The following is a 14,407-nucleotide window of genomic DNA, read 5'->3' as shown; positions in this document are numbered from 1 at the left end:
ATACGTTTTTGACGTATCCGTATCCGAGTTTTTCAACAGTTTACTGTATGGCAACGAACTTCACCTGCTGGATGAAGAAACGAAGAAAGATGCCGATGCCATCAGCAGATACCTAATCTCTAATGATATTGCTTACACCTATTTACCACCAGTCATGCTGTCGGTTCTACACCGCGTGGATTATCCTTCATTAAAAGGGTTATTATACGCAGGAGAACCGTGTGATTATGAAACCGGAAAATACTGGTCAGAAGAGAAAGTGTTGTATAACCTTTACGGACCAACCGAAGCAACGATCTATGCCACTTACAAACAGGTAGGCCATGGCGATGTTCATCTGATTGGCCGTCCTGTGGGAAACAGTTCCGCTTATGTGCTGGATGGAAATCTTCGATTAGTTCCTGTGGGAGCCGTAGGCGAGCTTTACCTTGGCGGAGTCGGAATAGCAAGAGGCTATTTAAACCGTGCTGATCTGACCGAAGAACGTTTCATTGTCAATCCATTCCAAACGGAAGAACAGAAAGGGAAGGGAGAAAATGGAAGGCTGTACAGTACAGGAGATTTAGTACGCTGGCTTCCGGATGGCAATATAGAATACATTGGCAGAAATGACTTCCAGGTAAAGATCCGGGGTTACAGAATAGAATTGGGAGAGATCGAAAACCGTTTGTCTCAATATCCTGAAGTAAGACAGTCGGTAGTCTTAGCCAAAGAGAACAGTGCAGGGATGAAATACCTTGCCGGATATTATGTATCAGAAGAAGATATTGATAATGAAATTCTTACGGAATACCTGTCAGAATCTTTACCGGAATATATGGTACCGAATGTTTTTGTTCATTTAACCTCTTTACCATTAACGATCAACGGTAAACTCGACAGAAAACAGCTTCCTGAACCGGAATTCAGCGGAGACAGAGAATATGTAGCCGTAGAAAATGAGTTACAGAGAACATTATCCCGAATCTACGGTGAAGTGTTGGGGCTTGCCGCTGAAAACATCAGTGTCCACGATGATTTCTTCCGATTGGGAGGAAACAGCATCATGGCGATTAAGTTAGCCAATAAGATCAAGCAGGAGCTTGGTATACAGGTGAAAGTAGCTAAGGTACTTACTCATAAGACGATAGCTTCCCTCGCCAATGTGTTAAGTGGAGATGATCATGTGGATGAACAGGTAACCATAACCCCGATAGTAATATCATCACCTGAAGAGCAGCGTTTATCTTTTGCTCAGGAAAGACTTTGGTTTATAGAAGCGTATGAAGGAGGAAGCAGTGCATACAATATCCCAATGACTGTTATTCTGAATCAGAAAACGAATGTTTCTGTTCTGTGTAAAGCTCTTGAAGCGGTAGTAATGCGTCATGAAGTGCTCCGCACATTGATCAAAACGAATGTAGATGGAATGGGCTATCAGGTAGTTACAGATCTTATTCCTGAATTTAAAATAACAGAAGTAGAGACGAGAGAAGAACTGGATCAGCACATAAATAAATGTGCCAATAAAGTCTTCCGTCTGGATTCAGAAATTCCTGTAGAGATCAATATCTTCAGATTCAAAGGGCAGCATTATCTATCTGTGGTTATTCATCATATTGCTTTTGACGGATGGTCTACAGAGGTCTTTTTAAAAGAATTGAGCAGTCTCTATCATACATTATCATTAGGAATAGCTTCTACACTTCCTGAATTGAAGATTCAGTACAAAGATTTTGCTTTATGGCAGCGTAATTATCTTTCAGGTAAACGTCTGGATAGCCAGATTGAGTATTGGAAGGTTAAATTCGATGATTATCAAAGTCTGGATTTGCCAACGGATTTCCATAGACCTGCAGACATCTCTTATGAAGGAGAAACGATTAATGTTGATATATCAGGAGAAATATCCGAAGGGATCAGAGATCTCTCCAGAAACCTTGGAGTAAGTGTATACAGTGTCATGTTGAGTGGGTATTATCTGATGCTTTCAGCCTATTCCGGTCAGGAAGATATAGTCGTGGGAAGCCCTATTGCCAATCGTCATTATGCTGGTCTTGAGGGTGTTATCGGATTTTTTGTCAATACATTGGCGCTAAGAGAGAAAATTGATTCAGAGCAAAAAGTGAAAGACTTTATTCTTCAGGTAGCAGGCTCGATAACAGAAGCACAATCTCACCAGGATCTCCCATTCGAGAAGCTGGTAGAGGAACTTGGAGTAGAGCAGGATACCTCCAGACACCCTGTCTTCCAGGTAATGTTTGGGCTGCAGAATTTTGGAGGTGGAGATTCAGCAGTGAAGGAAGAAGAAGCTTTATTCTATTCTTTTGATGGTGAAGTCGACTACCAGGCGGCGAAGTTTGATCTGACGACAATGGTGAATGATGGTCCGGAAGCGATACAGATGACTTTCAACTATGCAACCTCTCTGTTTAGAAAAGAAACGATTGTCCGTATGGCCGATTCTTATCAATTCCTTCTGACCCAGATGGTAAAATCAGGAACAGGGAATACAAAAATTGATGAACTTTCTCTGATCGCGGAGAAGGAAAGCAAACAGATTGTAGAAGTTTGGAATAATACCCAGAAAGCATATCAGGATAAGTTTACGATTCATCAGCTTTTTGAAAACCAGGTTGAAATGACTCCGGATACTACAGCTTTAGTATATCAAAATGTAAGATTATCCTATCGTGAACTGAATGAAAGAGCCAATCGTTTGGCCAATCATCTTATCAATGAATATCATCTTCAGCCGGATGATCTGGTACCTCTATGTCTTGAGCGTTCTGAAGATATAATTATAGCAGGTCTTGCTGTAATGAAAGCCGGAGCGGCTTATGTTCCTATGGATCCATCATATCCGGCAGATAGAGTTAATCATATTGTAAAGGATACGGGAAGCAAAGTTATTCTTACCCAAAAAAGTACAGTCAATAAATTAATAGAATCCTCTTTAGGAAAAACAGATTTAATGGTACTGGACAGCGAAAAGGTTATAGAAAAGCTTGATCAGTCAAATGCTGATAATCCTGCTGCCAAAGTAAGCTCAGACAACCTGGCTTATGTGATTTATACCAGTGGAACAACAGGACTTCCTAAAGGGGTAATGATTGAGCATTCAGGAGTGATCAACCTTATAGAATCAATGATAAAAGTTCACCGACTTGAAGAATATCAGGAAGTAGGATGTTTTTCGAACTATGTATTCGATGCCTTTGTCTATGAAGCATTTCCGGCATTATGTAACGGGAATACCTTGTGGATTTACAGCAATGATCTTAGAACATCAGTGAACGAACTTAATGACTACATCAAAGAAAATAATATAGAAGTTTCCTTTATACCACCGGCTTTATTGAGGGAGGTTATAGATAACGGAACCCATTTGAAATTGATTTTTGCAGGAGGGGAAAGCTTCCCCGCCTTAGATAAAAATATTGATGATATTATCCTCGTTAATGAATATGGGCCAACCGAAGGAACAGTCTGTACAACACTTCATTATTATAAAGAAGATCGTAACCCATTAAATATCGGGGACCCTATCAACAACATGACGGTTTATGTATTGGATGCCCATTTCCGTCCTGTTCCTGTAGGGGCAGTAGGAGAGCTTTATATAGGGGGAACGGGTGTTGCCAGAGGGTACTTAAACCAACCTGAGCTGACCGAAGAACGCTTCCTGGACAATCCATTCCAGACATTAGAACAAAAAGAAAAAGGAGAGAACGGACGACTATATAAAACCGGTGATTTAGTGCGTTGGTTATCTAATGGAGAACTGGAATATATGGGAAGAAATGACTTCCAGGTGAAGATCCGTGGCTATAGAATTGAACTTGGAGAAATTGAAAACAGGCTGCTCCAGTATCCCGGAGTGAAGCAGGCAGTCGTTATGGCCAAAGAAAACAGAGGAGGAATGAAATATCTTGCCGGATACTATGTTTCTGATCCGGTTATAGATCCGCATATGATCTCTGAATTCTTATCAGAAACACTTCCGGATTATATGATTCCGAATGTGTATATCCATCTGGAGCGCCTTCCTTTGACCATCAACGGAAAAATAGACAGAAAACGCCTTCCTGAGCCTGAGTTTATTGGAATCTCAGAATATGCTGCTCCTGAAAATGACCTGCAACGAAAACTTGCCGGTATTTATGGAGAAGTATTGAATCTGGATCCGGAAGCAATTAGTATTCATGATGACTTCTTCAAATTGGGAGGAAACAGTATCATGGCTATTAAACTGATCAACAGGATACATCAGCAGCTGGATGTTCAGCTTAAAATTGTAGAATTGTTTAAAGAGAAAACGGTAAGTAAACTTTCCAGAACGGTGATGAGCTATGGAAAAGAGTATAAGCCAATCGTTGCTTTTAATCAGGAGAGCAACAATCCGAAAATGTTCCTTATACATCCTGGAAATGGAGGTTGTGAAGTCTATCAGTCATTGGCAGAACAATTGAAAGCAGAATATGACTGTTACGGAGTAGATTCCTACAACCTATACAATGAAGAGAAGATCAGTAACCTGAAAGGGCTGGCTCATTATTATCTGGCTCATATTGATGACATACAGAAGGATCATCAGCAGGAAGAATATATCCTGTTAGGATGGTCTCTGGGAGGAAATATTGCTCTGGAAATTGCTGCAGAGCTTGAGAACAGAGGACATCAGAAAATTACAGTCTATTTGCTGGATACTATTTTTTACGCCTCTGATCAGAAGCTGGTGGAATACCTTTCGTTCCCTACAGATGAAGAGCTGAGTGACAAGCTGAATGTTTCTATTGATGACCATCAGTTTGCGGGCACTAAAAACTTTATGTCGGCAGAGTATACGATTATTAAAGAAAATATTTCAAACAATCTGAATTCAACAAAAGTGGTTTTATTCAAGGCAATGCTTGAGGGAGAAACCTTTAATGAGTCATTTAACAGCCATGTACAGGGATCAGCCTATAACAATGTAGATTCAGTCATTGAAAACCGTGATTTATTATCTGTTTATCCTATTAATGCATCCCATCAAACGATGCTGGAGCAGAAAGAGCAGATTATTGACCTTATCCTTAAAACAGCTGCCAGTAATTAAAAAAAACATGGGAGATGGTAAAAAGTCTCCCATGTTTATCAACTACACACACTAAAGAAAACCTATGAACAGAACAACATCATATAAACCACAAGTATTTTTACTGCATTACGCAGGCGGAGACAAAAATTCTTTTCGCCCGCTAATTGAAGGCCTAGAACCCTTTTTTGAGGTAGAAACCCCTGAGCTTCCGGGTAGAGGAGATCGTATGGCAGAATCCTTTTTAAAAAATAAACAGGACGCTGTAGCAGATCTGTTGGGTCAGGTAAAAAAAGCACGGAAAAAAGAAGTTCCATATCTCATATACGGACATAGTATGGGAGCTATTTTAGGACATGAAATTTGCCTTGCAATGGAAGAATCTATGGATGCTCCCGCTTATTTTGTCCCCACAGGATATCCCGGACCCAAAATAAAAAATAACCCGCCTATTGCCGGACTGCCAAGAACAGAATTTTTTGCCGAAGTACGAAAATTGGGTGGACTTTCGGATGAAGTCATGGAATTTGAAGAATTGCTGGATTTTTTTGAGCCCGTACTCAGAGCAGACTTCGGACTGCTGGAAGACAAGGAAAATATTCCGTTTGATGAAAAAATAAAGACTCCTGTTTTTGCGGTGATGGGAAAAAATGAACGATATGCATTGAATATAAGAAACTGGAACCATTATACTGAAGCAGAATGTGAATGCCAGATCGTAAATGGGAACCATTTCTTTATCAATCAAAACTTCAATTACCTGGCACAAGTCATTAAAAATCTAATGAATGCAGCGATGGCGAAATCGTAAAATATTCATACTTACCTTAAAAAATAACCTCTGCTTATGCAAACAAAAAAAGATTACGCATTAGTTTTTATTTTTATTACCATCCTGATTGATATCATTGGAATAGGGATCGTTGCTCCCGTGCTGCCTACCCTTATTTTAAAGCTCTCAAACGGAGATTTAAGTATTACAACACAATATATAGGGTGGTTTATATCCATATATGCTTTAATGCAGTTTATATTTGCCCCAATCCTTGGGAATCTCAGTGACCGTTTCGGACGGAGACCTGTACTTTTATGGTCTCTATTGGGACTCGGAATAGATTATCTGATTCTTGCATTTGCACCAAACCTGATGTGGTTATTTGTAGGACGGATAATAACAGGAATTATGGGATCCAGTATGACTACCGCTACCGCATATATTTCAGATATCAGTACTCCTGAAAAGAAAAGTCAGAATTTCGGAATGATAAGTGCTGTTGCCGGACTTGGTTTAATCATAGGACCTGTGATTGGAGGACTGCTGGGGCAATATGGTGAACGAATCCCTTTCTATGCCGCCGCCGGGCTGAGCCTTCTTAATTTTATGTATGGTGTTTTTGTTCTCCCCGAATCTCTTAAAGAAAGCAACAGAAGGCCTTTTTCCTGGAAAACTGCCAATCCCATAGGAGCTATTAAAAGTATTAAAAAAGAGATACTGGCCCCAACATTGATTATTGCATTTGTATTCATCGCTTTGGCTGGTCATGCTATGCAGAGCACCTGGAATGTGTATGGGATGGAAAAATTTAACTGGAAGGCGGATATGATAGGATATTCATTAGGGTTTTTTGGCGTTTTAATGGTGATATCCCAGGGATTGTTTATTGGATTATTTATCAATAAGCTGGGGCAGAAGAAATCGATCATAATTTGCTTGTTTATTTACTGTGTCAGTCTGTTATTATTTGGTTTAGTAAATAAATCTTGGATGGCTTTTGCCGTCATGGTTCCTTATGCATTAGGAGGGATGGCTACCCCCATACTCCAAAGTGTGATTTCTTCAAAGGTTCCCGACAACAAGCAAGGGCTCCTTCAGGGAGGGTTGTCGAGTATTGGCAGTATTACTGCTGTTTTTGGACCTTTGTTAATGACCAATGTATTCGCCTATTTTACATCTAGCCATAGTCCTGTGATCTTCAGTGGAGCTCCTTTTGTCTTAGCTTCTGTTTTGTCCTCAATTGGGAGTTTCTGTGTATATGCTGCAATAAAAAATGAAAAATCTTAGGATAATTTCAGTAATATCATGACAGCTTCAGATTTATCTTTTTAGAATCTATCCTTTCAGTTTTAAAGAACATCCCGAAGGAAAAATGGTTGTAGATTTCTGTATCCCTATTCATTAATTTTCCATTCAGTAAGCAAACAATGCCTTTCAGTAAAAATTTTTTTACAAAAAGGCATTTCTTGTGATATTTTTGATCCAGAAATTATAACCATGAAAATACAAGGACAAAAATTACTATTCCTATTTTTCTTTTTAGCTTTTATAATGGCATATTCCCAGGTAAAAGTTTCAGGGAGGGTAGCTTTTAAAAATAAGGGAATAAATGAGGTAAACGTTACACTCAAAGATACTTATGATGGAGCTACAACAGATGGGCAGGGAAATTTTTATTTTGAAACATCCGAAAAAGGAAGCCATATCCTCACCTTCACACATCCAAAATACGAAACCGTTGAAAAATCAATTGTTATTGAAAACCAGGATGTTGCTGTAAATGCAGATCTGAAGGAGCAGATCAGTGAAATTGATGCGGTAGTTGTTTCTGCAGGATCTATAGAAGCAAGTGACAAGAAAAGAGCCACAGCATTGCTTACTCCTATTGACATTTATACCACAGCAGGAGCAGATGGGCAGATATCTTCAGCACTAAACTATCTTCCGGGCGTTCAGAAAGTAGGTGAATCCGGAGGCCTTTTTATCAGGGGAGGAACAGGAACAGAATCCAGGATTTTTATGGATGGAAGTCTGATCAATAATTATTTCTCTAATTCTATCCCCGGAATTGCAGGAAGAGACCAGTTTAATACTTCTCTTTTTAAAGGAAATATATTTTCAAGTGGCGGATACTCTGCTCTTTACGGGCAGGCTCTTTCCGGAGTGCTGATGCTGGAAAGTGTTGACCTTCCCGATCAAAGCTCTTATGATATTGGGATTTCTCCTATTTTTTTGAGCGCCGGATTTCAAAAATTGGGAACCAATAAAGACTACTCTTTTGGCGCCTCTGTAGGCTATTCAATTTTAAGCCTGATGCAGAAAGCCCTTAATTTTAATACAGATTTTATTGATGCTCCCCATGGACTTAACGGTGACTTAAATTTTAGAGTTAAAACAAAATCAGGAGGCTTTTTTAAGTATTACGGAATGTACAATTCCAATACAATGGGGGTGAGGTCAGAAAGTCTCGAGCCGGAATACGATTTTGGGCTGGTAAGACTCAAAGGAAAGAATACCTATCATAACCTGTCCTTCAGGCAGAAATTCGGGAAATATCTGTTAAATGTAGGAGGATCCTATTCCTATAACGAATCGAACCTTAATTTTTCTACAGAAACCCATGAAAATGAATCAGATAGAACACAGCTGTTGACAGATGGAAACTATATCAATTTTAAAGCGGTCCTCGAAAGAAAAATTAATAAAATCAGCGCAGTAAGAGGAGGGTTTGAACTCAATAATGCAGATGAAAAACTCAATTTTGAAAGTGTACAGAAGAATTATAAAGACCTGATTTCTTCAGCTTTTGTAGAAACAGACCTTGGATTCAGCAATGCATTGTCTGCAAAAATAGGAGTGAGGGCTGAGCATTCTTCTTTCCTGGGAAAAAGTAATATTGCGCCCCGTTTTGCATTGGCTTACCGCCTTGCAAGAGACTGGACAACCTCTTTGGCTTACGGCCTTTTTTATCAGAATCCCGAAAGCAAATATATCAATGGCCCGGCAGAATTAGGCTTTCAGAAGTCACAGCATTTTGTTTTCCAGGTTCAGAGAAGTTCAGAAGGAAGAAGCCTGCGTCTTGAAGCTTTTTATAAAAAGTATGATCAGCTGATTAAAACATTTAATATAACCCAGGGAAATCAGCAGAATCAGACGGCTTTAAATAATGACGGTTACGGATATGCAAAAGGATTAGAACTATTTTGGAGAGACAACAAAAAGACATTCAAAAATATTGATTACTGGATTACCTACTCTTTTCTGGATTCAAAAAGAGATTTTCTTAATTATCCGGTAAGTTTAAAACCTAATTTTGCCGCGGAACACACCCTTTCAGCTGTTGTTAAAAGGTTTATTCCGGAATGGAAAATGGGAGTGAACCTCTCTTATACCTACGCCAAAGGCCGTCCCTACTACGATATTGCTTCTACGTTTGATAACGGAAAAGCCATTAATTATACCAGAAATGAAGGAAGACTGAAGGATTATAATGCCCTTAATTTCAGCATCAACTACCTTCCGAATCTTGGAAAAAAAGATGGAAAAGCATTTACTGTACTGGTATTAAGTGTTTCCAATGTTTTAGGATCGAAAAATGTATATGGGTACAATTTTTCCATGGATGGCTCACGAAGTTCAGCGGTGGTTCCCCCTGTTAATACTTTTGTATTTGTGGGAGCATTTATCAGCTTTGGAGTAGATAAAACAGAAGATGCTATCAATAATAACCTATAAAAGTATACCTTAGACCAACAATATAACTAACCTTTAAAAAAATAATATAATGAAAAAATACTTTTTAAGCTTTGCTTTAGCTTGTATGAGTTTAACCGCTTTTGCTCAGACAGATTACGAAAAAATAATGACTGAAAAAATTGGCAGAATAGAAACCTGTAAAACACCTGAGGATTTTCAGGTCCTGGCCAACGATTTTGAGAGAATAGGAAGTAAAGAAAGCTCACAGTGGCTGCCTCCCTATTATGCCGCTTTTTCCCAGATTCAAAAAGGAAGAGTGATGATGAGAAACGGAAATATGCAGGAGCTTGATGGAGTGGCATCGCAGGCAGAAAAATATCTGGGCCTGGCGCAGAGTCTTGCCGGAGCTGATAATGCTGAAATTCATCTGCTGAAGAAAATGGCTTTTTCCCTGAGAATGATGGTCAATCCTGCGCAACGTTTTATGACAGATGGAGCAAGAGCTTCAGAAGAGCTTAATATTGCTGAAAAACTGGATGCCGCTAACCCCAGAGTTGCATTGATCAAAGCCGAAGACATTTATTTTACACCAGAACAGTATGGAGGAAGTAAAACAAAAGGACTGGAAATGTTCAAAGAAGCATTGGCTAAATTTAATAATTATAAGCCTAGGACTGCACTGGATCCTAATTGGGGAAGATCCGAAGCTGAATATTTTATCAGTCTTCCCGTTGAGAAAGCTAAATAAAAAGCAACGGGAAGAGAGCTGAAAATAGCTGTACTTTAAGTCTCAAAAACTAACCATTCAAAAAACCTTCATCCCATGAAGGTTTTTTGATACCATTCAGGATGAAAAACAGGCCTTTCGGTAAGAAATAATTTTTGATACCTTTAATAAAAACTAATTTTGAGCTAAGAAAACGATCATGAAGCGTAATAATTTTATAACACTGTTTTGGGTCTCTCTGGCCGTATCTATGTTTTTCTTTTTTGCCTTTACATCAGAAAAGACCATGGAGAATTTCCTGTATACGATCCTTATTTCTATGCTGTATTCTTTCGTATTGGGAGGAGGAAACGGAATACTTAACAGCTTTCTGAATAAAAAAGTTCCCTGGGCAGAAGCCACCACGAAAAGAGCAGTTTTAAGTATTGCCTCTATTCTTATCCTGAATTTTGTGCTGGTTTATTTTTGTAATTATGTCAATTTTGTGCTGATCCAAAAAGCGGTGACTACAGAAGTTTTTTTTTCGGAGAAATATAATTTTATCAATTGGTTTACCATCAATGTAGCACTGCTTATTTCGGCCTTTCTCCATGCAAAAGGATTTATGGAGGAGCTGAAGAAAACTTCCCGGAAAGAAGTGGTGGAGCAGAAGCTTATTGCAAAGTCTGCCAATGCACAGTTTGAGAGTTTAAAAAACCAGCTGGACCCTCACTTTCTTTTTAATTCATTAAATGTCCTCAGTGCTCTGATTGATGAGAATCCACAGCAGGCACAGAAGTTTACCGCCTCAATGTCAAAGATTTACCGCTATGTACTTGAGCAGAAAGATAAAGAGCTGGTGACGGTAGAAGACGAAATAGAATTTGCAAAAACCTATTGTAATCTTTTAAAAACAAGATTTGAAGACAGCGTAGATTTTGTCTTCGATGTTGCCCAGGAAGACTATCAGAAATATGTAGTTCCACTGTCGCTCCAGCTATTATTGGAAAACTGTATCAAACATAATTTTGCTACTTCCTCAAAACCTCTGGTCATCAGAATATTTTCGGATGGGGGAATTCTCTGCATTGAAAATAACCTTCAGTTCAGGGAGCAGATCAAAGAAAGCTCGGGGATAGGACTTTCCAATATTGTACAGCGGTATGCTCTCCTTACCAGAAAGAATGTTTTTATTGAAAAATCAGATGATTATTTTAAAGTAAAACTTCCGATGCTTTCCGCTAAGCCTAATATTGTCAGTGTAAAACCTGATGAGGAAATAAAAGCATACAAAAGAGCACAGAAAAGAGTAAAAGAAATCAAAGGATTTTATACCAACCTTATTTCTTATTGCATTATTATTCCCTTTTTAATCTTTATCAATCTCTTTACAGGAAGCCGCAGCCACTGGTTTTGGTTTCCGACACTGGGCTGGGGAATTGGCCTGGCTTCCCACGCATTTCAGGTTTTCGGAATCGGAGAATCCTGGCAGGAAAAGAAGATTAGAGAAATTATGAATCAACAAAAAAACAGAAATAATGGAAACATTTGACGAAAATGATATTCAATACCAGCTCGCTAAAAAACAGGTAGACAGATTAAGAGGCTTTTATGGTCATCTATTTGCTTATATTGCTGTCAATGTGATGATTGTTGTGTATAATTATGCCAATCTGAAGCCTGGAGAAAGTTATTTTCAGTTTAAAAACTTCTTTACAGCAATATTTTGGGGAATTGGTCTCTTAGCACATGCTGTAACGGTTTTTATACCCAAAACTAACTTTATGAAAAAATGGGAAGATAAAAAGATCAGGGAACTGATGGAAAAGCAGCACTCTAAAGAAGACTGATCATGGGGAGGGTATAAATAGGTTTTAATCCAAAAAAATAAACAAAATGGATACACTGCAAATCGTATTTAATGTTTCTATGGGTATTTGGTTTCTGAGTGAGTTCTTGTATAAAAACATATTGAAATCCAATAAAGAAGATCAAAAGAATAAAGATAAATCTACTTTGAACATTTTGTGGCTGGCCATTCCCTTCTCAATAGCTTCTTCCATAATGATTTCCCATTATATCCGTCTTCCGGTGGTTAAAGGAAGCTGGATACTGTATATAGGAGAGTTATTTATTATTACCGGAATACTTTTCAGGTTCATCATCATCAGGTCCTTAGGGAAATACTTTACCGTAGACGTGACTATAAGACAGGATCATCAGATCAAAAAAGAAGGATTTTACCAATACCTGAGACATCCTTCTTATGCCTTTTCCCTGCTGACATCTTTGGGATTAGGATTGTATTTAAACAACTGGATTTCATTGATTTTTGCTTTTATTCCTCCGTTTTTAGCCTTTGCTTACAGAATAAAAATTGAAGAACAGGCTCTTGTAGAACAATTCGGAGAAGAATACATTGAATACAGAAAAAGAACAAAGAAACTGATTCCTTTTATTTATTGATAATTAAACTCAATAGTTTTTATCTATTTAATAATTAATTGTATGATTCTTTGATTAGTTTTGTAAAAAACATACACTAATGAATTTCTACAAAATTATTTCGTTATTGTCTGCGTGTGCCTTAATGCCCACACAGGCACAATCTCCGGGTGGTATAAATTCCGGATTGATTATCTGGATGAAAGCCAGTACCGGGTGGACTGCATCAAGCTGGACCAATCAGGCCCCATCACCATTATTTGCCAATCTTCCACAATTCACTTTAGGAAGTGTTGCTGCCCCAGCAAGAATAAATAATGTGGGTTTTAACTTTAATGATGCTATTCAGTTTACGGCAGGACCGGGAAGTTCAACAGGGTCGGCTTATAGCACAGGCAACTCTTTTGCTTTAGGCAGCTTTTATGGAGGTACAACGCCTACCGATAGAAGTATAACTTATTTTGGAGTTTCTAATAGCTCGAACTTTGATCTGCTTTCAAATTTTTGGTCGAATAATACAACCGGAACATGTGGATCAAATAGGTGTAATTCCGGTTTCAGAACAAATTCCGTTCAGTTTGGAAATGCAAGTGTAGGACTCACTTATGCAGCAACAGCACAAAATAATATTGGTGCAGGGAGAAGAGTAAGCAGCACAAACAGAAGCGGATTTGTAAATGGAATTGAAGCGAACGCTACCAGTACAGGCAATTTATCAGACGCAGGAAGCTATACATTTAGTTTAGGATACTGGCCTGTTTTTTTTGCCAGCTATGCTATTCCTGAAGTACTGTGGTATAACAGGAATTTATCTAATATTGAGGTTAATAGGGTAAGTTCATATCTGGCCTTAAAATACGGGACAACTCTTACACAGACTACAGCTCAAAATTATATTGCCGGAGATGGAACAACCGTTTATTGGAGCAATACCAGTGCTACATCTGCCGGAACATTTATTTATAACATTTTTGGGATCGGAAGAGATGATGCTTCGGGCCTTCAACAGAGGGTTTCCAGTTCTGTAAATAATTCCGGAACTACAACAACATCAGGTTCTTATATTACGGTGTCTACTAATAATAATTTTACTGCTGCCAATACTTCTGCTAACCACCCGGACATTTCAGTTAATAATAATTTCCTGATGATTTCTGATAATGGAGGTCTTTTAAATACTTATTCAACAGCTATTACAGGGATGCCCAGCATGCGGAGAAGTAACCGTATCTGGCAAGCACAGAAAACAGGAAATGCAATAGGCTGTGTTTATTATCGGTTTAATTCCATTACAAATCCTACAGCCAACCAACGCTATTATATGATTGTAGCAGATAACCCGGGCTTTACTACCAATGTTTCTATCAAAGAAATTGCTGTTTCTGGAGGAACAGCAACAATACAGCTCAATCAAAATACAGGTTCTGCTAATTATTTTACCATTGGTCTCTGGGACAACACCACTGTGGCAGATGTTCCCGATACTCCATTTGGAATAGATGTTACAAATACCGCCAATTGGAAGCCTGTTTCCAAAAACGGATATATTCAGATCAATGCCGTAGGAAAACCGGTTGTTTTAACAAGAGTTACTGCTGTAGCATCAATTCCGTCTCCTGTTGAAGGGATGCTGGTTTTTGATACATCAGACAATACCACTAAAGTGTATAATGGAACGGTGTGGAGAGCCTTAGGAGGTAATTTCAACCGATATTGTAATTAATCT

General features: G+C 38.6%; 9 protein-coding genes. All 9 read left to right on the top strand.

The window, feature by feature from the left end:
- The coding region (locus MP478_RS18540; protein ID WP_257201285.1) for a non-ribosomal peptide synthetase at positions 1 to 5,080 on the top strand (5,080 nt) is incomplete at its 5' end.
- Between the two features lie 64 nt (positions 5,081 to 5,144).
- Complete coding sequence (locus MP478_RS18535; RefSeq protein ID WP_257201284.1) at positions 5,145 to 5,870, top strand: thioesterase II family protein; 726 nt, start codon at positions 5,145 to 5,147, stop codon at positions 5,868 to 5,870.
- A gap of 36 nt (positions 5,871 to 5,906) precedes the next feature.
- Positions 5,907 to 7,121: a TCR/Tet family MFS transporter gene (locus tag MP478_RS18530; RefSeq protein ID WP_257201283.1), complete on the top strand. Its 1,215-nt coding sequence runs from the start codon at positions 5,907 to 5,909 to the stop codon at positions 7,119 to 7,121.
- Positions 7,122 to 7,331: 210 nt separating this feature from the next.
- Entirely contained in the window at positions 7,332 to 9,569 is a 2,238-nt protein-coding gene (locus MP478_RS18525) for a TonB-dependent receptor (protein WP_257201282.1), read from the top strand.
- A gap of 49 nt (positions 9,570 to 9,618) precedes the next feature.
- Entirely contained in the window at positions 9,619 to 10,278 is a 660-nt protein-coding gene (locus MP478_RS18520) for a hypothetical protein (protein WP_230033200.1), read from the top strand.
- A gap of 178 nt (positions 10,279 to 10,456) precedes the next feature.
- On the top strand, positions 10,457 to 11,788 hold the full coding sequence (locus MP478_RS18515; protein WP_257201281.1) for a 2TM domain-containing protein: 1,332 nt from the start codon (positions 10,457 to 10,459) through the stop codon (positions 11,786 to 11,788).
- Complete coding sequence (locus MP478_RS18510) at positions 11,775 to 12,086, top strand: 2TM domain-containing protein (protein ID WP_257190092.1); 312 nt, start codon at positions 11,775 to 11,777, stop codon at positions 12,084 to 12,086. The genes MP478_RS18515 and MP478_RS18510 overlap by 14 nt, the downstream gene beginning before the upstream one ends.
- A gap of 46 nt (positions 12,087 to 12,132) precedes the next feature.
- Positions 12,133 to 12,702, top strand: coding sequence for an isoprenylcysteine carboxylmethyltransferase family protein (locus tag MP478_RS18505; protein ID WP_257190094.1), 570 nt, complete (start codon positions 12,133 to 12,135; stop codon positions 12,700 to 12,702).
- Positions 12,703 to 12,781: 79 nt separating this feature from the next.
- Positions 12,782 to 14,404, top strand: coding sequence for a hypothetical protein (locus MP478_RS18500; protein ID WP_257201280.1), 1,623 nt, complete (start codon positions 12,782 to 12,784; stop codon positions 14,402 to 14,404).
- Positions 14,405 to 14,407 lie beyond the last annotated feature (3 nt).

Source organism: Chryseobacterium sp. WG14 (genome assembly GCF_024586945.1).
In the GTDB taxonomy this organism is placed as follows: domain Bacteria; phylum Bacteroidota; class Bacteroidia; order Flavobacteriales; family Weeksellaceae; genus Chryseobacterium.
Note: the sequence above shows the minus strand (reverse complement) of the source record. Positions and strands in the feature narration are given on the sequence as shown.

What these genes read in the sequence shown, in the direction of transcription:
- MP478_RS18515 (WP_257201281.1), top strand. Translation starts at nt 10,457, where the DNA reads ATGAAGCGTAATAATTTTATAACACTGTTTTGGGTCTCTCTGGCCGTA.
- MP478_RS18505 (WP_257190094.1), top strand. Translation starts at nt 12,133, where the DNA reads ATGGATACACTGCAAATCGTATTTAATGTTTCTATGGGTATTTGGTTT.
- MP478_RS18530 (WP_257201283.1), top strand. Translation starts at nt 5,907, where the DNA reads ATGCAAACAAAAAAAGATTACGCATTAGTTTTTATTTTTATTACCATC.
- MP478_RS18520 (WP_230033200.1), top strand. Translation starts at nt 9,619, where the DNA reads ATGAAAAAATACTTTTTAAGCTTTGCTTTAGCTTGTATGAGTTTAACC.
- MP478_RS18510 (WP_257190092.1), top strand. Translation starts at nt 11,775, where the DNA reads ATGGAAACATTTGACGAAAATGATATTCAATACCAGCTCGCTAAAAAA.
- MP478_RS18535 (WP_257201284.1), top strand. Translation starts at nt 5,145, where the DNA reads ATGAACAGAACAACATCATATAAACCACAAGTATTTTTACTGCATTAC.
- MP478_RS18500 (WP_257201280.1), top strand. Translation starts at nt 12,782, where the DNA reads ATGAATTTCTACAAAATTATTTCGTTATTGTCTGCGTGTGCCTTAATG.
- MP478_RS18525 (WP_257201282.1), top strand. Translation starts at nt 7,332, where the DNA reads ATGAAAATACAAGGACAAAAATTACTATTCCTATTTTTCTTTTTAGCT.